Raw genomic sequence first — 24,780 nt, forward strand, 5'->3', positions numbered from 1 at the left:
TCCTATTTGGTTAGTCGTGCTTGTTGCCGACAACTAAACTTTAGAGTGTTTACTTAATCTCGACAAACGATTAAAAACAAACCAATAAGTGAAAAAAACTAACCTATAGACTTTAGTCTAATTAAACTGAGTATATTTGTTTTAATAAAAGCGACAAATAACCGCTCGTTTAACTAGGCTGCAAACCCGATATGATTATTTACTGATTTAAGTAATCAATAACTTCTTCTTGTAAATCAATGTATTCGTCTTCAGACATATTTAACTTTTTAAGTATAAACGGTTCAAGGCGCTCCCAATCTTTAATTTTTTCATCACGTAAAATACTATTTACTATGCTTTCAGAGAGCTTTAACACACAAAAACAGAGCTGTTGATTAGGATCGGATGTGTCCTCAAGTAAACTTAAATCATGATGGCGTAGAATAAGCTGGCAAATATCTCTTGGTAAATGCCAACTCGATGCTAAGTAATAGCCGATAATGGCATGATTAGCGCCATAAACACGATCTTCAATATCAACTAAACTTTCTTTACTGCTTCTATTTGAACCATGCAGCACATTGACGTAGTCGTCATATTTAATCGCCATCGGAACTATGCCGCAATCATGAAATAAACCGAGTGTGTATAAATATTCAACTGGAATTTTATTTTTTACTCGCTGTCCAACAATCATGTTTACATTAGCAATTTCAGACGCGTTATCCCAAAAACGCTCTAAACTAATACAACATGTTTTTTGTAAAAACATTTGCTTTAATTTAAGCGCAGGAATAAGTGCTTCTATACCATTCCAACCTAAAAACATGATGGCTTGTTTTATGTCAGCAATGCTTCGCACTAAGCCGTAAGCGGGTGAATTAACAATTTTTAAAATAGCAGACGATATGGCCACATCTTTAGCAACTATATCTGCAGCAGCCATTAAAGACGGCTCATTTTGATGTGCTAATCTATCAAGATCATCTAAAATTTGCGGTTTTGGGGGAATAATAAAGTTTTTGTTTACATCAGATAATACCTGCTCATTAACGACAAACATCGATGTCTAGCCTCCAGCTAAGCTATATGGATTATTTATTTAATTCCATTTGAACTTTTATACTAGAAGTTGATTAGAGATTTATCAATTTGTAGGTGCTGAAATTGGTAGGGTAAAAATAATTTTTAAAACCAAAGCAGCACACGCCCGGTATATAGACGTGTGCTTTGAATACTAGCTTATTAGAAGTAATAGCCAATATTAATGTTGAAGCGGCGTTCAGTTTCGCTGCTATCGCCCGCTAATGAACCACCAACAAACGGCATGTTTTTACCATGAACTAAGTCAAAGTATGTAAATAAACCACCTGCAGCGACCGAGAAACCGGTTACGTTCATCCAGGTATCTTTGCTGTTGTCTGATTTGTCGTAAATAGCGCTGTAGTCATTATAAAACTGTAAGTTTGTTACTGCGCCCCATTGCACCGGCACACTGTATGCTACGTTTGCACTCGACATAGTTGCTTCCGCTGCCATGCTATCGTAAAACGAGTAAGCGCCTACAGCAATACGGTTTACGTTATCAATATCGTAGTTGTATTCGCCATGTTGTAATTGCAAGTTCCAAGGGCCCATATTACTGTTTAAGTGAAGCGCCCATGCGTTATAGTCACCTGCGCGGTCAACACCATCATGCAAGCCACCAGCAAGCGCTGACACACCAATTTCAGTTTTACCACCCTCATGCTCTATGTGGTAGCCGTAACGACCTGAGAACGTATTATATTCGCCAATTGGATTGGTCGGCTCAGCGTAAACACCATCACCAGCTTCTCTAAAACCAACAATATCGTATGAGTAGCGATCGCTGCGGTTATCTACATAACCATCAACACCACCTAATTCATCATTTTTGAAAAAGCCTAAATCAAGCTGCCAGTTATCGGCAATTTTACGCTTAAATAACACCCCTAAATCGTGGTCGTCTTCAAGGCCAACGTAATAGTTAGTGCTGAAAAAGTAGTTATGTGAATTGTAAGGCCAGTTACCAAAAGGAACCTGAGTAATACCTGCTTGAACTTGCCAATCATCAGCAAAATCGTAAGCAGCATAGGCGTATTTAACAGCTGTCATGTAATCAAAAAAACGAATTTCAGCGTTTAGTTTTACATCACCCACATCGCCTGAGAAATTTAAGCGAAAAATATCAAAGTCAAAATCGCCGCCGCGATTTTTATTGTCGTCATCATACGAGGTGTGGCTATAGTTGGTTCGAACAGCACCGCCAATTTTAATTCCCTGAGGCTTGTGTTCATGTTTAGTTACTTTAACTTCAGCTATATCTTCTTTCTGTTCAATGGTGCGCTCGATTGTCTTTTCACTTTTTTGCTCTGCTTTTGCAAGTTGCTTTTGCAGCATTTCCACTTGTTTTTGTAAGCTGCTTAATTGCTGCTTTACTTTATCAAGATCTGTATCTGCATGTGCCGGATGTGAAAAAACAACCATAGCCACTGCCAGTGCTAAAGGTTTCATAGGTGTCATAATTTGTCCTTGCTTGCCTTGTTGATGTTATTAACTCGAACTTGGTCAGCGTGAGCTAAGTACCTGCTTGATTTTACATGTTGTTTTACAATGATAACGTATTTTTACAACTCTTCAATTACACTTTATGATTTTGCGCAACACACCAGCAACACACACTACTTTTTAGCAGGGTAAGCATAACAATTAATCATCATTTTAATAAATGAAAGCAGCAGCTTGCAAAATTAAAGCTTAAAAAATAGCAGGATGATCATGTACCTATTTTTAATGTGTTATTATTTAAAAATCATATTTAAAACAGCCAGTTTGTTGCTACATATATAAATTAAGGATTCTCCAAAAATGAAAAATAACGATACCTTTAACACAATTGCTACGTTAATTTTTAAGCATCTTTATAATAACTTTCCAAGCCCAAGCCAGTTAGATCCTGAACAATTAATTAGCGATGCCTCAGATCATCAAGGTGAGCAAATAAAAGGAACAATTGCGTTTCTTCTTCATGAGGAATATATATTTTCGACGCCCAGCGCCACTTTTTTGCTAACCGAAAAAGGCTTTAGCCACGCTTTGTGTCCTAAGTTTTAAACTCACCACTTACAAAGCGATACCACAAAAAAAGCCCTAGCAATTAAAGCTAGGGCTTTATAATGATTTTTAACGTTTATTTTTTCTCTTTTTCTAAACGCTTCTTAAGGCTCAATGCCGCGTCGGCCGCCAGTAAGCGCATAAATTCAGAACCATTATTTTGCTCACCCTGCCCTGCACCTATAACAATTTCAGGCACTAAGCGACTGTTACCTAAGCTATTAAATAAAGCCGTTTGAATTTTAACTTCTGCTTTAAGTGTTTCATCAAATACATACTTAGGATCAAGCGCTGCTGATTTTGCGCGTAAACGTGCTTCAGCTAAAACGTCCATACCTAATGCTTCTAAGCGTTGCTGTTTTAAAATTTCTTCTTGCTCTTTTGCAAGCTCCGCTTTAACAGCTACACGTTGCTGGGCAGAAATAATCGCATTCGCTTTTATTCGTTCTGCATCAATTTGCTCTTTAATTTTTAGCTTTTCAGACTCAGCTCTTTGCTTTGCAATCGCTTGTTCGCCTAATGCCACTTCAGTACGTGCTTGTTGCTCTGCTTTTTTAAGGTTTTGTCTTGCCAGCGCTTCATCAGCAGCCGCTTGTTTTTGCGCCTCTAAACGTGCATTTACTTTATTTTCGTAATCAATATCAATAATACTCGCATCAACGACTGTGATCCCATAAGAGCCTAAAATAGGCGCATTACGTAGCGGATTACCTTCAGCATCCTTCTTTATATTAATGGTAACGCGTTGTTGCTTACTTAAATTACTTAAATCATCTGACTTATCACGCTCACCGGTACTAATAATTTGCTCAGTAACAAAAATACCATTCGTAAGTTGATCAGAAAAATCTTGGCTTAATTGACCATTACCACCTGAATAATGTTGCTCCACCGACATCATACGAGCCGACGCTTTTACATTTTCTGTTGTTGCACGCATTAAAAGGTTAGAAATTAGGGTTTCTTGGGAACCAAATTCTTCATGAATTTTTAATAAACCACGCAAAGCACCCGATTCACTAGCGGGTACGTTGCCAGGTAATCTAAAGCGGGAAACACCGCGTGCCCCACCGGTCGTGGTATCTAAGAATCGAATAGGAATGAGTGGTACAATGGCACTGGCTGTTGCGCTGCTATCGCCGGTAAAGTTAATTGAAATAACTTTTTTATAGGCTGATGTCGTACCAAATGCTTTTAAGTAAGGGCCCGCTTGATTTATTACCGTTAAATTACCAGTAAAAGCTGACTGATGAACTAGCCGTTCATCGGCTTCATTCCATGAAATAACCTGCGACGTTAATGTTGCAATCACTGCTAACACCACGACAACGGATGTTAGTAAAATCACATTACGACGACCAAAACGTGCCATAAATGAGGTGTTTTTTGCCTCAGCGACTGCTTGTTGCTCGCTATCCATTTTTAGTACTCTCCATGTTTAGTTTCTTTTTAACAAAATACGTAATTTCTTGTTCGCTTAAATGCGCACAAAAACTACCCGATCGATGCAAATCTACAAATGTTGCAAGGATCTCTTGTTTGCCTTTAATTGTTTTTTCCTGGTTTTCTTGGGTTTGGTTTTTCTCGCTAAGTTGAGCAATAAGTTCATCAATAATGGTGTCTTTATCAAATAACACATTATATTCTTTTGACTTTCTTACTCGGCTCTTACGTACATTGCTGTAAATCACATAAAGCGCCACACACAAAATAATAACAAGCGTACTTAACCCAATAATATAAAAAATCATAACGTCTGCTTATATTAATTGAATAATTAACCCTAACAACAAATGTAACGGTTAAATCACAAATGTTAAGCCGATAATTTTACAGAATAACGACCCAAATAACAGAATTAAAACTTGGCTTGTGTATATTTTTGTAAACTAAAAATTAATCAGTGCGATTAAGTAACCTGACTAGCTGGGTGATCACCATTTCTGGCTCATCATTTTGTGGATAGTGGTAACTTTTACTGGTTAGCACTATCTCACCTTGAGGAAAAGCATTAGCCCAGTTTAAATGCAGTTCTCCCCACATTTCACGCCCTTTATCAGTAAAAAATAACACCGATGGATTTTCATATTTTTTAACTGAGGCAATAACCGTCACGGGAATATCTGCTATTTGTGGGTAATCGGGCAAAGGCCGCTTCGACCAAAAGTCTAAATACTGATTCGACATGCCGTTTTTCATATCATCACGTTTTATAGCAGCAATTTCTTTTTCAGCGCGCGGTAAATCAATCTTACGCATAATATCAACATCATGCTCTGAGGCGGGTTCAATTAACATTAACGCTTTAATGTTATCGGGGTAGCTTGCTGCAAATACCCTTGCGATATAAGCACCATAAGAATGCGCCACATAAACTACCGGCTCTTCAATTTTTAACGCTTTAAGTAATAGTAAAGCCTCAGTAGCATACTCCTCTGAGCTATAGTTTTTCTTTATTTGCGAAGAGCCGCCATTGCCAATTCGAGAATAGCGAATTACTTTTGCATGCTTGATAAGCGAGTTATAAATGGGATCCCAATCACTCAGCCCTGCAGAGCCCCCCGCCTCAAGTAAAACAGTGTGTTTACCACTACCCGCCATTTCATATTCAATATCAAAGCCATTTACTTTAACTTTAGCAAGCTCAGCAAACACAGCGGTAGAGGTGATTAATACCCAAAATAGAGTCGTTTTTATTATTAGTTTCATGTTGTTAAAGCTAATTAGTAGTTAGCTTAAGTTTATAACATTAAGCACTATGTTTATAAATAATTTCTCTATCACATACCCTTAAAAATAAATAATCACGTCAATCACTCTTAAATCCTGTTTTGACTGATAGATTTCCCTATTCAAGCCTATAAACCTCTGTAACCCTATGCCATAATCTAAATAATTCATAAATTTAGTAACTTGGCGGTATATAAACCGTTTCAAGCTAACTTATAGGGTTTTTTAATGGCTTATCAAGAGCAAAACCAAGCAACAATCTACTGGCACGACTATGAAACGTGGGGGGCAAGCCCACAAAAAGATAAGCCGAGCCAATTTGCAGGTGTACGCACCGATCTTGATTTAAATATTATTGGCGAGCCGCTTATTGAGTACTGTAAGCCGCAAGCGGATTATTTACCGCATCCTGAGGCGTGTTTAATCACCGGTATTACCCCGCAAGTGGCGATGCAAAAAGGCTTAGTTGAGGCTGAGTTTATTGCTAAAATTCATGCCGAATTTAGCGTGCCCAATACCTGTGTAGCTGGTTATAACAGTATTCGCTTTGATGATGAAGTAAGCCGATATAGCTTTTATCGTAACTTTTACGACCCATATGAGCGTGAATATAAAAACAATAACAGTCGTTGGGATATTATAGATTTAGTGCGTGCCTGCTATGCACTTCGCCCTGAGGGCATTGAGTGGCCATTAAAAGAAGATGGCAGCCCAAGTTTTAAACTTGAGCATTTAACTGTAGCTAATGGTATTGAACATGCCGCTGCGCACGATGCATTAAGTGATGTAACGGCTACCATTGCACTGGCTAAATTAATAAAAGAAAAGCAGCCTAAGCTGTATCACTTCTTTTTTAGTTTGCGCAATAAAAAAGCCCTTGCTGAATTGGTGGACGTGTTTAACATGACCCCATTAGTGCATACATCGTCGCGTATTCCAGCAACCCAGGGTTGTACCACGTGGGTGGCACCTATGAGCTTTCATCCTCTTAATAAAAACGCAGTTATTTGTTTTGATTTAACCCAAAACCCACAGGTATTACTTGATTTAAATGTAGAAGAGCTACGCAAGCGTTTATACACCAAACGTATAGATTTAGCAGAGGGTGATTTACCCGTAGGTTTAAAGCTGGTGCATTTAAACAAGTGCCCTATTTTAGCACCAGCTAAAACACTGCTGCCTGAAAACGCTGCTCGCTTGGGTATTGACCGAGAGCAATGCTTGACTAATTTAGCCATTTTAAAAGCCAATACCGAGCTTCGCGATAAAGTCACTGAGGTATTTAATGAGCAAGGCGATTACAGCGCCACCACGAACGTGGATTACTTATTATATGATGGGTTTACTAGCCATGCTGATAAAGCTAAATTTGCGATTATTCGTGATGCAAAACCTGAAGACTTGGCAAGTTTAAAGCTTGAATTTGAAGATCCTAAATTTAATACTTTGTTGTTTAGATACCGCGCGCGAAACTGGCCACAAACGCTAAACCAACAAGAGCTTGATCAATGGCGTCAATATTGCCAAAGCAAGTTAATGCATGGCGAAGATCAGCCATCAATCAGCGCACAAGATTTTATGATCACCCTTGAAAACCTAGCGCATGAGCATGATGACAGCGAAAAAAATCTTACAATTTTAAAAGCGCTGTATAACTACGCGCAAAGCATGTAATTTGCTTTAGTGTATATAACCCATGAAAAACGCGACCCTTTAGCAAAAAGTGTCGCGTTTTTTGTTACTAGGTAAAAAACCAAAAAACTATCTCAACAAGAGAGGTAAATGAGAAAACATAAAACCAACATTTACTGTTTATGATTATCACTTCCTCTAAAAGCGCAGCGCCTCTTAGCCTCTTTGTGAACAGTTTACTTTTACCAATTACATTACTTTTTATGCAGTGCTTCAATACGCGCTAGTAAACTTGAGGTATCGTATCTGCCGCCGCCAAGAGCCTGTACATCGGCGTAGTATTGATCGACCGTTGCAGTCATTGGCAGCGTTGCACCATTATTTTTAGCTTCATCAAGGGCAATGCCTAAATCTTTACGCATCCAATCTACAGCAAAACCAAACTCGTACTCACCTGCCCACATTGTTTTGTAGCGGTTTTCCATTTGCCACGAACCAGCTGCGCCTTTAGAAATGGTTTCTATTACTTTTTCGCCATCAAGCCCTGCTTGTTTAGCAAAATGTAAGCCCTCAGCTAAGCCTTGTACCACACCAGCAATACAAATTTGATTAACCATTTTACATAATTGTCCAGATCCAACTTCCCCTAATAACTGGCTAAAACGGCTAAACGCCGCCATGATAGGTTGTGCTTTAGCAAATACCGTTTCGTTGCCACCGGCCATAACGGTTAATACCCCGTTTTCAGCACCTGCTTGACCGCCCGATACTGGCGCATCAATAAAGTCGATATGCTGTAAAGCCGCTTTTGCCGCAACTTCACGCGCTACCTCAGCAGAAGTAGTTGTGTGATCGATTAAAATCGTGTTTTTGTCCATACCAGCTAAAACGCCATCATCGCCGTATACCACTGACCGTAAGTCGTCGTCATTGCCAACACACATAAATACCATATCGGCACCACTTGCAGCTTCACGCGGGGTAGGTGCAAAACTGCCGTTAAAATCTTCAACCCATTTTTGTGCTTTAGCTGCTGTGCGGTTATAAACACATACGCTGTGCCCCGCTTTTGCTAGATGCCCTGCCATTGGGTAACCCATTACGCCTAAACCTATAAATGCAATTTTTACTGACATAAAAATGACCTATTTAACTGATAACTTAGAAACATAAGCTCGATTATGTCAATCGGCCGCTAAAAAAGCGAATGAAAGTCTTTTAAAATTTCCCTCATACGGAAATTAGGTAGGTAATCTATGGATAGTATTTATCAATTTAACGCACCACTTTGTAATAACGATGATTTTTCTTTGAGTCAGCTAAAAGGAAAAACGGTTCTTATTGTTAATACCGCCAGTAAATGTCATTTTTCTGCGCAATTATGCGCGCTAGAAAAGCTATATCAACAATACAAAAACGATGGGTTTACTATTTTAGCCTTTCCGTGTAATCAATTTGATAAAAATGAGCCATTAGAGGGAATGGCCATTAAAGACTATTATCAAAAACATTTTTCAATTAATTTTGAGGTGTTTAATAAGGTCATGGTAAATGGCCCAGATACGCATCCACTGTTTAGTTATTTAAAGTCTCATACACGAGGTATTGCACAAAACCGAGCAATAAAATGGAACTTCACTAAGTTTTTAGTTAATGCACAAGGGCAGCTGGTTGCTCGCTATGCACCGCGAACTAAACCGGAGTCATTACATAATGTAATAACAAGCTGCTTAGAATCAGTGCCCGTTATAAAACCGACGACCGCTCGTTTAGGAGTCCGTTCGGCTGCATTAAAATAATCCTGTCGTAATTAAAACAACAAGAGTGAAGCATCTATAGTAAGAATAGTTTATGGTAATAAAATAATTGATTACTTGGAGCTAGTTAATGGATATTGCTTTTTTTAGTGCTCAGAAATATGAGCGCCCTTTTTTTGAGCAAAGTTTAAATGGCTTTTCTAACATCACTATTACTTACTTTGAGCAAAGTTTATCGGCGCAGACGGCAATATTAGCTAAAAACTTTAACGCTGTGTGCGTATTTGTAAACGATACAGTAGATAAAGCAGTGATTGAGCAACTTGCCACATTGGGTGTTAGCGCTATTTTATTACGCTGTGCGGGGTTTAATAACGTTGACTTGCCTGTTGCCAAACAGCATAACCTCAGCGTATTACGCGTACCCGCTTACAGCCCTGAGGCAGTAGCTGAACATTGTGTTGCCCTTATGCTCACCCTCAGCCGTAAAACACACAAAGCTTATAACCGCGTGCGCGAAGACAACTTTGATTTAAATGGCTTACTCGGGTTTAACTTACATAACAAGACCATAGGGATTATAGGCTGCGGAAAAATAGGCTTGGCACTGTGTAACATTTTAAATGGTTTTGGCGCTAACGTTTTAGTGTGCGACCCTTTTGCAAAACCAGGCAATTACACTATTACCGATTTAAATACCCTACTTGCCCAAAGCGATATAATTTCACTGCACTGCCCGCTGAGCGAAGATACGCATCATTTAATCGATGACGCTGCATTTAATAAAATGAAAACCGGCGTCATGCTCATTAATACTTCTCGCGGTGCGCTGGTAAACAGCCAAGCGTGTATTAAAGCACTTAAATCACAAAAACTGGGGTACTTAGGGCTTGATGTGTACGAACAAGAATCAGAACTGTTTTTTAAAAACCACAGTGACGAAATAAATCAAGACGATATATTCTCTCGTTTAGTGAGTTTTAGAAACGTGTTAATAACAGGGCATCAAGGCTTTTTTACTCAAGAAGCTCTAACCGAAATCGCTAATATAACATTACAAAATGCATTTGAGGTTACTCAAGGAAATAGCTTAACAAACGAAGTGCTATAGCGCGGCTAAACAAAAAGCAAAAAAGCGAACAAAATATAGTGTTCGCTTTTTTGTTATCAATAACACATGAGTTATTAACGCGTTCTAGCCAAACGCAACGTTTGCAAATACTAAGGTCATTAGCACTGGGCAGACAAAACGAATGTACTGAGCAAACCAATAATGTGCACCAGAACTTGCTTGATGAAGCTTATTACCACGTTGCCATAGCCAGCCTACCGTTATAAAGTAAAACAGCCCCATTAACGGCAATTGGTATTGAGTAAATACCATAATCACTAAACCAAATAACCAATCAAAGTTTAAAATAATGGTACTGGCACAAACAAATACAATTGCACTGACTGCCCATGTTGCTTTGGTTCTATCTACACTGTGGTTTTCAACCAAAAATGCCACAGGGATCTCAGTTGATGAAATAGTTGAGGTAACTGAAGCTATCGACATCAATACAAAAAATAATAAGCCAACCAATAAACCAATTTCACCCATAGTGCCAAATAGCTCAGGTAATATGGCAAAAATAAGTTGTCCCTCACCAATTAATTTACCGTTATTAAATACTTCAACGCCATTGTACTGGGCAACATAAATAGCCGGAATTATTAATAAGCCCGCCAAAAACGCCACGCTGGTATCAAGTAGCGCAACACTTGCGGTTAATTTTGGTAAGTTAGCTCCGGGTTTTAAATATGAGCCGTAAATCATCATACAGCCTACCCCAAGCGACAACGAAAAGAACGCTTGCCCCATTGCGGCAATAATTAAATCAGGGTCGAGTATTTTACTAAAGTCAGGCACTAAATAAGCAGCAAACCCTTCGCTTGCGCCATCTAACGTTGCAATATAAATAATAAGCCCAATAAGGAGAACAAGTAAAAGCGGCATTAAACGGCGTGACCAGGTTTCTATTCCCGACTTCACCCCTTTTAAAATAATACTGGCGGTTAAAATAAGCATAAGCGGCGTAAAAATAAAATTACGTAACATAGAGTCGCTATGTAAAAACTCACTCAAGCTATGCAAGCCAAAAAAGCTACTTATAGGCTCTATAGCGTAGGAAAGCATCCAACCGGCCACAATAGAGTAAAAACTTAACATAACGATGGCACCGGCAAGGCCAATATAGCCTGCTGCGGCTCCCACTTTAGGGGCGTGATCTTGCCATGCTTGGCTTAGCGCTTTAACAGGGTTAGCTTGGGCTTTGTAACCTAAATACAGCTCGGTGTATAAAGCAGGTAACGCCAGCAAAAAAATAACGATAAAGTAAACCAGTAAAAATGCGCCGCCACCATGATTAGCAGCCTGCGTAGGAAAACCCCATATATTACCTAAACCTACGGCTGCACCGGCTGCTGCCAATACAAAACCTAGTCGACTTTGAAAACCATCACGCACTTGTGCCATACACCTACAAATCTGTTATTATTTTAACGAATGCGAATTAAACCATATTTAAGAGCCACTGAGTAATAAAAATGTACTTAGCGCTCACAACAACTAACAACCGCTCACAAACTATCCAGCTTTGGGTAATAAATATGTAATCGGTCGTCATTTATAACGAGCAATGATGAGTGTAACTTACTTTGAAAACCAGCTAGAAATCACGCCCGCTTTAGCAAATAACAGCCATTGCATTGCGTTGCTTAACGCGACCACCCTCAATGTGGGTGAATTTGATTTACCCCACTATTTAAGCCCTTTTGAGCTCAATGTTATTAATCGGCGTAAAAATCCACAGGCTAAACAAGAATATTTAGCCACACGTTTAGTGCTTAAATACCTAGTAAAATCCGCTTGTTCTTCTTATGCATCATTAAAGCTGTGTGATATTAGTTCTGAATTTAACCCCGATAACAGTAAATTAGAATTACATATTAAAAATACAACAGGCGTGATCAGTTGCTGTATTTCTCATTCTCATGGTTTTGTAGGTGCAGCGTTAAATGTAGCATCAACTCAATTTGGCTTTGATATTGAAAAAATTAGTTTAAAGCGCCCTTTTAATAAACTCGCTAAACACTTTTACCACCCAGCCGAAGTGAGCTTAATAACCGATACAGATAACATAACAACTCAAGCACATCATTTCTTTAGGATTTGGACATTAAAAGAAGCGCTGGCTAAAGCCACCACCCGCCCTATTGCTCAGCTATTAAGCCCTAATGTGTTTAACGAACTTAATAACGCCCAGCTTACAGCCTGCAGCAATACCGTGGTTGGAGCACATAACGACATGTTTGATATTAGCGTTGTGGCAAAAAAAAGCACCGACTGGCGGTGCTCAATAATGACTATTAACGATTTACGCAGCGCAATCACTTTCTAGTAATCGACTATGAATCGCTTGAACCACTGCATCAGACTCGCTTTGCTCAACTAAAAAGCACAAGTTATGTTTACTTGCACCATGGCAAATAAGTCTAATATTAAAATCACTTAATACTTTCATTAAATTCATTTCGTGCTGACGCAATACAATTTCAGACCCAATAAGTGCTACTAGGGTTAAATTGTTCTCAACCGATACATGGCAAAATTCAGCGAGTTTATCTAAGCACTCTTGATCTAGCTCTGGGCGTGATGCATTAGGCGCATTATCAAGGGTAATTGCTACACTAATTTCAGAGGTGGTAACCAAGTCTACCGAAATATTGCACTCACTTAAAATAGTAAAGATACGTGCTAAAAAACCACTCGCTAATAACATTTCTGGGCTTTTAAGGGTTAATAATATTTGATTTTTACGTTGCGTTACCGCACGAATACCAGGTAGCTGCGATTTTTCACGTTCAATCCACGTACCGCCAAGTTCTGGTTCTCGGCTAGAGCCAACAAACACATTTATATGGCTGCGACTGGCAGGCAAAATTGTAGCTGGGTGCAGCACTTTAGCGCCAAAGGTCGCCATTTCTGCTGCTTCATCAAAACTTAAACGCGCAATAGGAGTGGCTTTTACACACAAACGAGGATCGGTGCTAAAAATACCCACTACGTCAGTCCAAATATGCACACTTTTAGCGTTAATAGCCTCAGCAAGCAGTGCAGCACTATAATCTGAGCCGCCTCGACCGAGCGTGGTCGTTAAATTGTTTGCATCGCTACCAATAAACCCTTGGGTCACAATAACGCTATCATCAAGCAGCGGAATTAAATGTGTTTTAGCGGCTTGCGCTGTGGCGGCCACATTTGGTGTTGCTTTACCAAATTGGCTATCGGTTTTAAGCACCTGGCGCACATCAAAACGAGTGGCTTTTAAACCCTTTAACCTTAGTACTTGAGTAAATAAGTAAGACGATAAACGCTCGCCAAAGCTAAGTAGCTCATCGAACTGCTGCTCAGTATTGAGTGTTTGTGCCGCCAACGTTTGAAATGCATCTAGCGTTTGATTAAACCCAATGGCTAAATCCTCATCTAACGACAGGTCATTTAAAATAGCCTGCTGAATCGCAAGGACACCATCAATATGCTGTTGGCGTTTAGCGGCTTCAATACCCGCTTTGCAAAGCTCCACTAAATGATTGGTCACTCCGGCACTGGCGCTTACTGCAACAATACGTACATTTTTATCGTTTACGATAATTTCGCTACAACGGCTCATCGCCTCAAAGTTAGCAACGCTGGTGCCACCAAATTTGGCAACAATGTAATCTGATTTTGTGCACTGTGAACTTTGTGGCACTGGTTGGGTAGTCATTTCGTCTCCTTTCGCGGCATCCAAACCGCAATAAAACAAGAAGAACTTGGCAGGAAATAAAGATAAGAAAAATCTACTGCCAGAAGCTCTCCACCTAAATTGGTGACAGTTTTGAGGATTCAGCCCCATAAACCGAAAAACAATGGTAACGACCCATTATTTTCCTCGGCGAGTACTTCCCTCCTTAATGATCGCAGGCTGTCGTTGCCTCACATTAAGTACCTAAGTATCGCACCTCTTCTGAATGTATTATTAACCTGTGGCTAATAAAACAAAACCGCACTAAGAGTGCGGCTTTGAAAGTTATCGTTTAGACGTCTAGCTGTCAAGTCGTTTTACTATAAAATCAAATAAAACTACCCATTAAGTAAGAGCCCGCATAACCAAAGGTGTAACACAGTAATAAATACAGCGATAAGCGAAGGTAACTTGCAAACGTCAGCTCTTTTACCTTACTCATGGCTATAATACCGGCCGCCGAGCCAATGATTAGCATAGAGCCACCTACACCGGTTGCATACGTAAACGACAACCAATGCTGTTGACTCATTACAATGTCGGCTTTTAATAACGCTGCCGTTAGTGGCACGTTATCAACACCTGCGGATAAAATACCCATTAAGTAGTTTGCGTACTCTGGCGCCATTACCGTATACAAATTAGTAAATTGGCTCAGTACCCCAACTTCTTTTAATGCACCAACAAGCAGTAACACACCCACGAAAAACAATAAGGTGTCGTACTCTATATCGCGTATAAAATCGATCATATCTTTGTTGATGTCTTTTTTGCGCATTAAAAATTGCGCGACTAAAAACATAATAGATAAACCCAATAAAAAAGTAAGCAGAGGCGGTACACTGTATAAAACACTCAATGTAAGCGTAGCAATAACCGTAGTGAAGAAAATAACCGCAATGGTTATGTCGGTTTTTTCAATACGTTTAAATTTAGTTTTTTTAAACTCGAGTTGCTTATTCATGCCAATTGATAACAAAGTAGCCAGTAATAATACACTTAATAACGCAGGCACAATTAACAGTAATAAATTGCTAATTGTTACTTTACCATCAAGGAAAATCATAAGTGTGGTTACATCACCCGTGATAAGTGATACACCACCGGAGTTTACAGCAAATACAATAAGCGTGGCGTACTTAACTAGTTTTTTGGCTTCAAGCTTTAATGACATAATCACTGCCAGTGATATTAGCGTGGCCGTAACGTTGTCGGAAATAGATGAAAATAAAAACGCAAAACACCCCACCAAAAACATCAGCTTACGCTCACTAATGCTGGTTGGCATAATCCGGTTCACAACATTTTCGATAAGTCCTTTAGAGTTTAAATAGGCGACAAAGGTCATTGCGGCCATTAAAAACAGCCATAAAGAAGCAATTTCTAAAATATTGTGGTCTAGGAGGGTTTGAATCGTTTCGGGGCTTTGCCCATTAAGAGGAAAAATAAAGGAGATAATCCAACAAAGTGTACCAAAAAATAATGTCGTTTTTGCTTTGTTTACGTGGATCACATCCTCAATAACGATAAGCAAAAATGCAATCGCTATCAGCGTCAGGATAATCGAGGAAACCATGATATTAAACAACCTTCGGGGTTAAGTAAAAATTGAAACCATGTAAAAAATATACCCACAAACTCTATGTGCCTATATTCGGCGCGGATACTATCACTAAGCGGGTGTAAAAACTATTATTAAATCGTCGCAAAAACGAATACCATATAAGTTCGAGAAATATAAAATAACGAATACTAGGAAGTTGCAACGCCTTATGATCCCAGCTAAAAAGCTACTTAATACCCTAAATGAACACTGGGGTGTATTAGAGCTATTATTTAAGCGCTTTAAAATGGCCGACTTTAGTATTAAAGATCTTCAAAATGCCATTAAGCAAAAGCAACCCACGTGGAATAATGAGCGTATTTATAAAGAAACCAACCGGTTATTAAATCAAGAAATTATTATTCCGCTGGCTAAATCGTCACAACTGGAAATTAACCGCGCCGTTGCCGACTTTGCCACCTTTTTACTGCAAGAAGAACATTTAGGCTTAGCACAAGAAATTAGTGTCTTGGTTGATGATTTGGCCCGTTTAGGTAATCGGCTATCTAATGCCGGTGAAATGGAAGATTTTGATGATTTACGCCGCTTTAGCCGTATTATGGATGATCGGGTGCGTAAAATAATCAAACTGTTTTTACACAACGAAAACGCCATTTTAAATATTGTTGAGCAAGCCAAATCTAATAATGCAGTGCAGTCGCTACAAAAACGCTATAAAGCCGTGATAGAAGCGTTTGATGAATATATAGAACCCATGCTGGAAATGGTGGATATTAGAGGCGACTTTCATGCCTGCTTTACCCTTATTGAGCAACAAATTAGCACCCAAATAGAACATATTGAACGTTCAGGCAAAGCGTACAACGATAAACGCATGCTTGAACAATTGCGTACCCGCATTCTAGAAATGCACCTAGTTGGCCGGATAAGCTTACGTAAAAGTGCCGATATGTTAATGCCACTGCGTGAAGAGTTGCGCCGTAATAACCTTGTTACCCGCCAAGTAGCAAAAGTATTAGGGCTAATACGTAAAAATGGGGTAGATAATATGCTCAGCGCCGTGCAGCCACATTTTGTAAGCGATGCGCAAAAGTATTCATTGGGTCAACAGCGCCATATAGTAGCCTACATGGCAAGCCTGGCTGAATTTGAGCATCATGAATATCAGCTACCAGAGCAAAACGATGTGCCTGCGTTTGTCACACCAAACATTCCTGACTATCACGATGTAAAAGCGCAGTTTGCAAAACGCTTCAAAAAGCAGCGTAAAAAACCACAGCCTCTGCTGCAATTTTTAGACGAAAGCTATCCAGAGCTTGAAGCCGATGAAATGCTGTTTTTGTATCAAAAACTAGTGAGCGATACCACCCTACACATTAGCCAAAGCGATAAAAAAGCCCGCGTTAACATTGCAGGCCAGCACTTTTCTTTGTACCCCTTTAATTCAGAGCCTCAGGCTGATAAAGCCGAGCACGAGTAATGACCATGACACAGATAAACTTAAATGAGCTTTCTCACTTACAAGCCATTCATAAAAAATTAGTCGCGGGTTACCACATTTGCGAACAAGACACCCTAATGTGGCAAGAGCTTGACCAACAAATTGAAGCTTACAGCGCCTTATTCACAGCATTAGGCCATGATTTAAAGCACGACAGTCGTGGCTTTTATTATTTTGCTAGCGATGAAAGCACCCCCAATATGGGCAAAATATCGCGCGCGATAGCGCTCACTATTTATATTTTAATCGAACACTTTGCCAACACAGGTAAAGACCCAATGCGTGCATTATTTGATGAGCCAAACGATTTAGAGCTAATGCAAACCTTGGTACAACTTAATAAACATTTATTTGATCAGCTTGAAATATTCTCGGGTTCTGATTTACGCAAAGATGTGTATTTACGCATGGTGCGTTTAGGCCTTGCCCGCGAAGTGGAAGGCGGCTTTATGCTACAGGCGCCAATTCATCGCTATATTGATGCCTTAATGGAAGTAAATGAAGAAACCTTTTTAGGAGAGGACGAGGAATGAAAAACTTATACGGACTGAGTAAACTCGCCCTACTTAATACTGCAGGCTATGCAAAGTGTGTGATCCCACTTGATAAAAGTAGCTCGATTTGTGCGCCTAACAACACAGGTAAAAGCTCAGTTATTAATGCACTGCAATTTCCGCTAATTAACGATTTACGCCTTACCGAGTGGGATGGCCACGATTTAGATGAAACCCGTAAGTTTTATTTTTCATCAGATCAATCGTACATTTTATTGCAAGCCGATTTACCCCATGGCTCAGTTGTCATTGGCGTAGCAGGCTTAGGTAAAATTGCCGGTTATGCACACCAATACTTTTGCTATCAAGGCAAACTTGATTTAGCCCAGTACACCCAAGGCAATACCATTATTAAGTTTACCAAGCTGTTTAATCACTTAAAGCAGCAAGGTTACAACCCGATAGAGCTTAAAGCGCAAGAGTTAAACGCCCTACTTACTGGCGGTGCAACGCAATTTGATGGTGAGATCAATTTAAAAATGATCCCCCTTAACAACGTTCAAGACTCTGCAATATACAAAGAAATATTTCGTCGTATTCTTAATTTACATAAATTAGGCGCAAACGACGTTAAGCGCTTTATGTTACGTGTGTTTGAACGCCACATGTCAAATTCAAAGGTCGACTTTTACGAAGTATGGCGCCGGTCGTTTGATAAAGTAAACCGCGCAAAACGTGAATTAAAAGCCCTTGAGTCAATGCAAGAGCCCATAGCCGCCCTTGAATCTATGCTTGAAAACCAAACCGTTCTTAAAGGTAAACTGGCTGCTTATGCACCAAAAATTGACCAAGCACTGATTGATTTTGATACGTATCAGGAAGAGCAACTAAGCGAACTCAACATCGCTCTTGAAGATATTGAGCACGAAAAACACGAGTTTGAACAAAAACAAAGCCTATACGTTCAACAATCACGCGATATAGAGCGCAAACAAACCCAAATTGAACAGTGGTTTTTAGATTACAACGCCCTTAAAAGTGAATTTGAGCTAGTTAATAAAGCCACGCTCAAAACCAGCTTAACGCAGTTAAAAAATGACTACGAGTCGTTGTCACACTCAATAACGAGTGCACAAGGTCAAAGCCTGCACACCCTTGATTACCGCATTGGCGAAACACAAAAACAAATTAAAAGCTTAAAGTTACAACTTAAAAACTTAGAATTTAATTTATTCACTCGAATGCGTGAAGACTTATCACTGAAAGAAGTTGAAGAAATATCGCGACTATTAAACCCCGATCTTCTCTCCTTTGCTACCACCAGCAATGGCGATATCACCATTGATGATGACGACGCTTTCGGGGAATTTTTAGCACAGCTCAGCGAAAACGTAAAAGGCGGTGTACTCACCCTGCCCGGTGCCAGTATTAAACTTAAAAAACTCTCGCCTGTGCAAATGCAAAGCGGCGAAAACAAAGAGCAACTGAGTGCTCAATTAACCGCACTTGAGCAATCATTAAAAGAGTTTAAACAACAGCGTGAAGTGGCCGCCAATGTTGCAGATAAGCAAAAAGAAAAAGACGCGCTATACGATGAGCTTATGAGTGCTGAAAGTGCACTTAAACGCTTAGAGCAATTTGAAGTGATGCAACAATCGGTTGACGCCCAAGCAATGCTAAAAGAGCAGCTTTTAGCCGAACGCGAACAAGTTGACGACTACCTGCAAGATATTCAAAAAAACAGTGGCTCAATTGCTGATAGACGCTCGTTAATTAAATCAAAACAAGCGCAAATTAATCGTCAAACAGAGCGCTTACGCCAAGTTAAAACCGAGCGTATTGACCACACGTTAGATTTATACAGTGGTAAAGTAACGCCTTACATGATTGATATAAAAATCGATTTTGATAATTTAAGCGATTTAATTCACCACTTTAATAAAGACTGCCAAGAGCTACGTAATTTCGATATAAATGTACGTAATACTTATATGCATATTTACAATGCAGGTATTACCAAGTTCGATAACGAAAACGATGAGTTTAGTAAATACCAAAAACTTATTAGCGCGTTTCATAATATTGATAACGAGCGTGATGCTGTTGAGCGCCAAGGTCGCGTTGCTCTCACCGAAGTGGCCGCCACGATTAAAGGCTTACGTGAAGATTTAGACCGCTTACGCCGTGAAATGAATAGCTTTAATAAAGGCATAAGCCAGCATCGTATTTCAAACCTGCAAGCGTTTAAAATTAATATTATCCCGCGCAAAATGTTGGTAGATAGCATTGATACTATTATCAGTACCTCTAACCAAATTGAACAAGGCGACACCCTGGATTTACTCAGCCAAGAGCCGTACAGCGAAAGTGCGGTAAACGACGCAAAAGATCATTTAATTAAACTCGCCTCAGACAAAGCAGGCCTGACCCTTACCGATTTATTTGATATTCGTTTTGAAGTGGTTAACCGCGCGGGCGAAACCGAGCACTTTGAAAAAATAGATTCGGCTGGTTCAAATGGTACGCGTATCACCATTAAGCTGTTATGTGGCATGTTGTTTATTCGTTACTTATTAAGCGATCAGGAACAAAACTTATACCGTATACCTATTTACATAGATGAAGCGGCTGATATCGACCCGCAAAACCAAAAAGCAATTATTGAAACCGCCTTGAGCTTTGGCTTTGTGCCAATATTTGCCTCAGTTAAACCGCAAATAAGTTGTGATTATATTGTGCCAATTCGTTCAGTAAAAGACGGCGCACAAAACTGGGTAGATGAAAAAGATTGGATTGAGGTTGAACATAAAGCCTCTCTACTGGACTAAGAGTTAATTGGCTATTCATCTTAGCCAGTTACACTTATTTTTAGATTTTAAATTACCCTCGCCCATGGTAGTTTAAACAAACGCACTTTATTGGAGCAAACGGTATGAAACATATATTTATTGTCGCAGCACTGGCGCTACTTACCGCCTGTACACAAACGCCCGATTGGGATTACGATAAATCAGCAAACTTTAGTAACTACAAAACGTTTGCTTGGGTAGAAAACGCGAGCCTAACTAAAGACACGAATAACTACCAAATCAGTGGCCTTATGGAAAAACGCGTTCGCAATGCGGTAAACAACCAACTAAGCCAACAATTAGGTATGCAATTGGTTGACGTAGCGCAAGCTGATGTACTTGTTAACTACCATGCAAGTGTAGATAAAGAGCTTGAAGTTGATAGCTTTAACGTAGGCTACGGTGCACGTTGGGGTTACTGGGACACAGGCTTTAACCACGATGTAAGCGCACGCGAATATGAAGTAGGCACGTTAGTTATCGATATTATTAATCGTGAGTCAAACCAATTAATTTGGCGTGGTGCTAAAGATGGCCGTTTAAAGAAAAAACAAACACCATCACAACGTGAAGCCGCTATTAAAGAAACGGTTGCCAATATTTTAAGCAACTTTCCGCCTAAAGTGCAGCAATAAACTTTAATTAATATTTGAAAGCCCGCATGTTTGCGGGCTTTTTTGTGAGAAAAGGAATTTTTCGGTGACATTTAAAAAGCTCCTAACCCTTAGCTTATTTTTACCCCTGCTTTGTGCGTTCCATGCGTACGGCACTCAACTACAGTTAAAGCCTGGTATATGGCAAGGAATTTATAAAGATCATTTTGAGTACAATGTACTGGAAATTAAAGAAAACGGAGAACACCGTTTAATAATAGCAAGTATCGCCAATGCATTTTATAGAAATAAATCAATTGCGTTTAGCAATAATGATATCAAATGCAGTCGCATTAATTGCACTATCAAACTTGTTAGCCCTAATAAAGAACATCTGCAATTCACATTGATTTTAAGCCCCTTTTTAGATAATTCATTCGAGGTGTTAGAAATTTATTCTAATGCAGACGATAATTTTGTAATGTCAAAAACGTACCGATTGGAAGAACAAAAAGGGCAATCTACCGTTCGTACATTTATAGGTAAATACCGCTCTAAAATAGATGAGTTAGCTGCTATAGAAAAGACGGGCCTACATGGTTTTTGGGTAGGATTATTAAATTTAGACGGCAAGCAAGAACTAGCAAGTATTGAATTTCACCCCAATAAAAAGTCGTATTTCAATTATTTTACAAATGGGACCAATGACATAATTAGCACCTCTTTTATGCCACAAGATATTCAAGAAAAAGAGAGGATATTGGAAATAACCACCAGCCATCCACTTTTCGCAAATAAGCTAATTATTCATAAAGACAACCGAGAACTTAAAGGCTATATGTACTCAAACCACAAAGGCACAACACTTCAAACTGGCTCGTTCAAATTATATCGTTTTGAAAGGCCTGAGTACCCTTAAAGCTATCACGATTTATACTTGTGCAATAAATCAATTGGGATATGGCAATAATCATCAGGGTGATTGGTTAAACGGTCTTGATGCTCGGGATCGCTAGGGACATAATTAGTCAATGGCGCTACTTGTACCGCTATTTTTTCAGCATCATCACGCTGGCTAATATAGTCTCTGGCGATGTTTAAATGATTACTGTCTTGGCTAAAAATGGCGGTGCGGTATTTTTCCCCTACATCGTCACCTTGTTTATTGATACTGTATGGGTCAATAATCTCAAAAAAATAGCCGATTAATTCATTTAAGGTCACTTCTTGGCTATCAAAGGTTACTTTCACGCATTCGGCATAGCCATCGTATTCACCTTGTGTTGTGTTACTAGTGCCATTGGCACGCCCCGCCTCAGTAGTCACTACTCCAGGTAAATACTTCATAAATTCTTGCACGCCCCATAAGCAACCACCAGCAAAATAAAGTGTGTGCTGATTTAATGAATGACTCGATTGTTGTGTTTGCATAATAAAGTGACCAATGTAAATAATTTATAGGATGCAGAGTTACTATTTTGTAACGCTAGGTTTGATTATCAAATGCAGTTTTTTATCATTAATGTACAATAGCGCCCAAAATCACCCTAGCTTAGTGAGCTTACCTTATCATGTGATAAAAAATGATAGGTATTTAATTGTTAGCGCCATTGCATAAAATGAGAATAATGACATGAATCGTGCCCCGCACCTTATTATACCGGCTTTACTAGCCAGTATTTCGACTGTTGCTTATGCAGAACAGAGTAAAGAAACAGCAACCATAGAACAAATAACAATTGAAGCGTCTCCCACTGCCAATACCTTACCCGTTGGTACATTTGATTCACCTATTTCAAATTTAGAATACGACCCGCGTGTTGACTTGCAATCACGCAATATGGCTGAAGCACAAGCTGATGTAACGATACGCGGGGGTATTTTTGAAAATACCGGCTTTAGAGTCGGCAGTGCAACTCTACTAGACCCGCAGTCTGGTCACTACTTTGCAGAAATTCCTATTGCACCACAAATGCTAACAGGTGCTAGCGTATTAACCGGAGCCGATAACGCACTTTATGGCATGAATAGCTCTGTGGGTACTGTGTCGTTTGCTTGGAAACCAATAACAACCGGTGGCAGTGTCTCTTTGGGCGCAGGCTCAAATAACTTTAACTTACAAACAATTCATGCAGGTGTGAGTTCTCCACTTGAAGCAAACGCTAATTGGCGTATTGGTTTTGAAGGTGAATATTCGCACTCACAAAGCGATGGTTCGATTGATTTTGGCGATCATGACTTTACTCGTACCTCAGGTAGAGTGCAGTTAACCGGGAGCGATTCACAAACTGATTTATTTTACGGCTTACAAGAAAAGTTTTTTGGTTGGCCAAACCTTTATACCCCCTTTGGTGTAAATGAAACCGAAGACTTAGAAACGCAACTGTTAATGCTTAACCATAAGCAAGCTTATGCAATAAATAGTGAATTTGAAGTATCGGCTTATTACCGCAAGCATAACGACCATTATGTTTATTCAAGAGAGAACCCAAGCGCGTTCCAAGCATTTCATGAAACACAAGTAACATCACTGGCTGTTTCAGGTCGCCATGCGCAAACAAAGTCAGTTGCGGTTAATTACTCGGCGCAATATATAGGAGACAGTATTGACTCCACCACCCTTGAAAATAACTTTACTTCACGTAACTACTTTAAGCTTAGTGTATTACCAGAATACACAACAGCACTAGCAAGCAACCAGCAACTAACGGTGCGTTTAGGGGCTGCATTTGATAACACCAGTCGTGATGATTCCGAGCTATCGCTAATTGGGGATGTTAGTTTAAATACCCATAATAACGATGGCACTGAGCGAACATTGTATTTGTCGTATGCTGAGGCAAACCAAGTAGCCGGTTATACTGCTATTGGTGGCAGTGAATCAGGTGGTTTGTTTAGAAGTAACGCTAATCTTGAGCGCGAAACCACTAAAAATTTAGAGCTGGGCTTATTGCTTGAGCAACAAAGCTGGCAGCTTAATTCCGCACTTTTTTATCGTAAAGATAACAACCTAACCGATTGGACATTTAGCTTTGATTCAAGCTCAGCGCGATTTGCGCAGCCGGTTGATATTGACACCACAGGCCTTGAGTTTTTAGCCACTAAACAATTTAATAATACAGAAATTGTTGCCAGCTATACCTACTTACATAAAACAGAAACCTATGGCGCTGAAAATGTTGATGCTAGCTTTTATGCCTTAAATTATCCTGATCATCGTGTAACGCTCGGTGCAATTTGGAACCCGACGGATATGTTAGAGTTTCGAGTAGATAATGAGTGGCGTAAACAGCATAACAATGCGCTGCGCCGTTCAGATGACGAGGCACTATTTACTCAGCTGACGTTAAAAATAACCCCGGCTACACTGCAAAATTTCTTTATTACTTTAGCTGCGGATAATTTGTGGGATGAATCGTTTGAAGAAATCCCAGGCACGCCAGGTCGCGGTGAGCAATATACGCTAAGCGCAACGTATAGCTGGTAACAATTTAGCTCGGCGAGGGTGTATCCCACGCTGAGCTTGTTTTTTAAATTGAAATAATAAACAGACTAGTAACAAGCTGACTTAAAAATTTCATACCGCAATTCGCTCTACTTTACGTGCCCTAAAAGCGCAGCGCCTCTTCGCCCTCTTTGTGCATTTATCATTAAAAACGGTATGAACAAAGAGAATTGAATGAGAAAAAACACTAGCGACAATGCTAAGTGGAT

General features: G+C 39.6%; 21 protein-coding genes and 1 riboswitch. Of the genes, 11 read left to right on the plus strand and 10 right to left on the minus strand.

Annotation, left to right across the window (positions count from 1 at the left end; genetic code table 11):
* Window positions 1-199: 199 nt before the first annotated feature.
* Together PTET_RS08965 and PTET_RS08970 are read right to left on the minus strand one after the other, a co-directional pair.
* Complete coding sequence (locus tag PTET_RS08965) at window positions 200-1,045, minus strand: HDOD domain-containing protein (RefSeq protein WP_033103322.1); 846 nt, start codon at window positions 1,043-1,045, stop codon at window positions 200-202.
* A gap of 182 nt (window positions 1,046-1,227) precedes the next feature.
* Window positions 1,228-2,526, minus strand: a complete 1,299-nt coding sequence (locus PTET_RS08970) for a porin (RefSeq protein WP_096038504.1) — start codon at window positions 2,524-2,526, stop codon at window positions 1,228-1,230.
* Between the two features lie 345 nt (window positions 2,527-2,871).
* Between PTET_RS08970 and PTET_RS08975 the strand changes: the two genes are divergently transcribed.
* Window positions 2,872-3,117: a hypothetical protein gene (locus PTET_RS08975; protein ID WP_013465128.1), complete on the plus strand. Its 246-nt coding sequence runs from the start codon at window positions 2,872-2,874 to the stop codon at window positions 3,115-3,117.
* Between the two features lie 76 nt (window positions 3,118-3,193).
* Here PTET_RS08975 and PTET_RS08980 read toward each other — a convergent pair whose 3' ends face one another.
* From PTET_RS08980 to PTET_RS08990, 3 genes are all read right to left on the minus strand, one after another.
* A complete protein-coding gene (locus tag PTET_RS08980) occupies window positions 3,194-4,537 on the minus strand; it encodes an SPFH domain-containing protein (protein ID WP_013465129.1) in 1,344 nt (447 codons plus the stop codon).
* Window positions 4,530-4,868 carry a methanolan biosynthesis protein EpsI gene (locus tag PTET_RS08985; RefSeq protein ID WP_096038505.1) on the minus strand — a complete coding sequence of 113 codons (339 nt, stop codon included), beginning with the start codon at window positions 4,866-4,868 and terminating at the stop codon, window positions 4,530-4,532. The genes PTET_RS08980 and PTET_RS08985 overlap by 8 nt, the downstream gene beginning before the upstream one ends.
* Before the next feature lie 145 nt (window positions 4,869-5,013).
* Entirely contained in the window at window positions 5,014-5,826 is an 813-nt protein-coding gene (locus PTET_RS08990; protein ID WP_096038506.1) for an alpha/beta fold hydrolase, read from the minus strand.
* 249 nt (window positions 5,827-6,075) lie between these two features.
* Here PTET_RS08990 and sbcB point away from each other — a divergent pair, with 249 nt between their 5' ends.
* Complete coding sequence (sbcB, locus tag PTET_RS08995) at window positions 6,076-7,521, plus strand: exodeoxyribonuclease I (protein ID WP_096038507.1); 1,446 nt, start codon at window positions 6,076-6,078, stop codon at window positions 7,519-7,521.
* 212 nt (window positions 7,522-7,733) lie between these two features.
* Here the strand turns inward: sbcB and PTET_RS09000 are convergent, their stop codons facing one another.
* On the minus strand, window positions 7,734-8,615 hold the full coding sequence (locus PTET_RS09000; RefSeq protein WP_058154791.1) for an NAD(P)-dependent oxidoreductase: 882 nt from the start codon (window positions 8,613-8,615) through the stop codon (window positions 7,734-7,736).
* A gap of 120 nt (window positions 8,616-8,735) precedes the next feature.
* Here PTET_RS09000 and PTET_RS09005 point away from each other — a divergent pair, with 120 nt between their 5' ends.
* Together PTET_RS09005 and PTET_RS09010 are read left to right on the plus strand one after the other, a co-directional pair.
* Complete coding sequence (locus PTET_RS09005) at window positions 8,736-9,278, plus strand: glutathione peroxidase (RefSeq protein ID WP_036954398.1); 543 nt, start codon at window positions 8,736-8,738, stop codon at window positions 9,276-9,278.
* 88 nt (window positions 9,279-9,366) lie between these two features.
* Complete coding sequence (locus PTET_RS09010) at window positions 9,367-10,347, plus strand: 2-hydroxyacid dehydrogenase (RefSeq protein ID WP_036954395.1); 981 nt, start codon at window positions 9,367-9,369, stop codon at window positions 10,345-10,347.
* An 84-nt stretch (window positions 10,348-10,431) separates the two neighbouring features.
* Here PTET_RS09010 and PTET_RS09015 read toward each other — a convergent pair whose 3' ends face one another.
* Window positions 10,432-11,754 (minus strand): sodium-dependent transporter, encoded by a 1,323-nt coding sequence (locus PTET_RS09015; RefSeq protein WP_036954392.1) that lies wholly within the window; start codon window positions 11,752-11,754, stop codon window positions 10,432-10,434.
* 166 nt (window positions 11,755-11,920) lie between these two features.
* Between PTET_RS09015 and PTET_RS09020 the strand changes: the two genes are divergently transcribed.
* Window positions 11,921-12,679, plus strand: a complete 759-nt coding sequence (locus tag PTET_RS09020) for a 4'-phosphopantetheinyl transferase family protein (protein WP_036954390.1) — start codon at window positions 11,921-11,923, stop codon at window positions 12,677-12,679.
* On the opposite strand, the gene lysC is transcribed toward PTET_RS09020, so the two are convergent.
* Both lysC and nhaD read right to left on the minus strand, forming a co-directional pair.
* On the minus strand, window positions 12,656-14,047 hold the full coding sequence (lysC, locus tag PTET_RS09025) for a lysine-sensitive aspartokinase 3 (RefSeq protein WP_174818630.1): 1,392 nt from the start codon (window positions 14,045-14,047) through the stop codon (window positions 12,656-12,658). The two genes, PTET_RS09020 and lysC, sit on opposite strands and share 24 nt — an antisense overlap.
* A 75-nt stretch (window positions 14,048-14,122) precedes the next feature.
* Window positions 14,123-14,295: riboswitch (Lysine riboswitch) on the minus strand.
* A 98-nt stretch (window positions 14,296-14,393) separates the two neighbouring features.
* Window positions 14,394-15,641, minus strand: a complete 1,248-nt coding sequence (gene nhaD, locus PTET_RS09030) for a sodium:proton antiporter NhaD (protein WP_013465139.1) — start codon at window positions 15,639-15,641, stop codon at window positions 14,394-14,396.
* 196 nt (window positions 15,642-15,837) lie between these two features.
* Here nhaD and PTET_RS09035 point away from each other — a divergent pair, with 196 nt between their 5' ends.
* The 5 genes from PTET_RS09035 to PTET_RS09055 all read left to right on the plus strand — a co-directional run bounded on the left by PTET_RS09035 (window position 15,838) and on the right by PTET_RS09055 (window position 21,985).
* On the plus strand, window positions 15,838-17,109 hold the full coding sequence (locus PTET_RS09035) for a hypothetical protein (RefSeq protein ID WP_096038509.1): 1,272 nt from the start codon (window positions 15,838-15,840) through the stop codon (window positions 17,107-17,109).
* A gap of 5 nt (window positions 17,110-17,114) precedes the next feature.
* Window positions 17,115-17,663, plus strand: coding sequence for a condensin complex protein MksE (locus PTET_RS09040; RefSeq protein WP_096038917.1), 549 nt, complete (start codon window positions 17,115-17,117; stop codon window positions 17,661-17,663).
* Window positions 17,660-20,452 carry an AAA family ATPase gene (locus PTET_RS09045; protein WP_024602960.1) on the plus strand — a complete coding sequence of 931 codons (2,793 nt, stop codon included), beginning with the start codon at window positions 17,660-17,662 and terminating at the stop codon, window positions 20,450-20,452. The genes PTET_RS09040 and PTET_RS09045 overlap by 4 nt, the downstream gene beginning before the upstream one ends.
* A 104-nt stretch (window positions 20,453-20,556) precedes the next feature.
* On the plus strand, window positions 20,557-21,108 hold the full coding sequence (locus PTET_RS09050; protein WP_096038510.1) for a DUF4136 domain-containing protein: 552 nt from the start codon (window positions 20,557-20,559) through the stop codon (window positions 21,106-21,108).
* A gap of 64 nt (window positions 21,109-21,172) precedes the next feature.
* On the plus strand, window positions 21,173-21,985 hold the full coding sequence (locus tag PTET_RS09055) for a hypothetical protein (protein ID WP_033103309.1): 813 nt from the start codon (window positions 21,173-21,175) through the stop codon (window positions 21,983-21,985).
* Window positions 21,986-21,990: 5 nt separating this feature from the next.
* Here the strand turns inward: PTET_RS09055 and PTET_RS09060 are convergent, their stop codons facing one another.
* The gene (locus tag PTET_RS09060) at window positions 21,991-22,497 is read right to left on the minus strand and encodes a peptide-methionine (S)-S-oxide reductase (protein WP_090492351.1); all 507 of its coding nucleotides are present in this window, start codon (window positions 22,495-22,497) and stop codon (window positions 21,991-21,993) included.
* Window positions 22,498-22,699: 202 nt separating this feature from the next.
* Here PTET_RS09060 and PTET_RS09065 point away from each other — a divergent pair, with 202 nt between their 5' ends.
* Window positions 22,700-24,553 (plus strand): TonB-dependent receptor plug domain-containing protein, encoded by a 1,854-nt coding sequence (locus tag PTET_RS09065; protein ID WP_096038511.1) that lies wholly within the window; start codon window positions 22,700-22,702, stop codon window positions 24,551-24,553.
* Window positions 24,554-24,780: the final 227 nt, after the last annotated feature.

The sequence above is a fragment of the Pseudoalteromonas tetraodonis genome (assembly GCF_002310835.1).
Lineage (GTDB): Bacteria > Pseudomonadota > Gammaproteobacteria > Enterobacterales > Alteromonadaceae > Pseudoalteromonas > Pseudoalteromonas tetraodonis.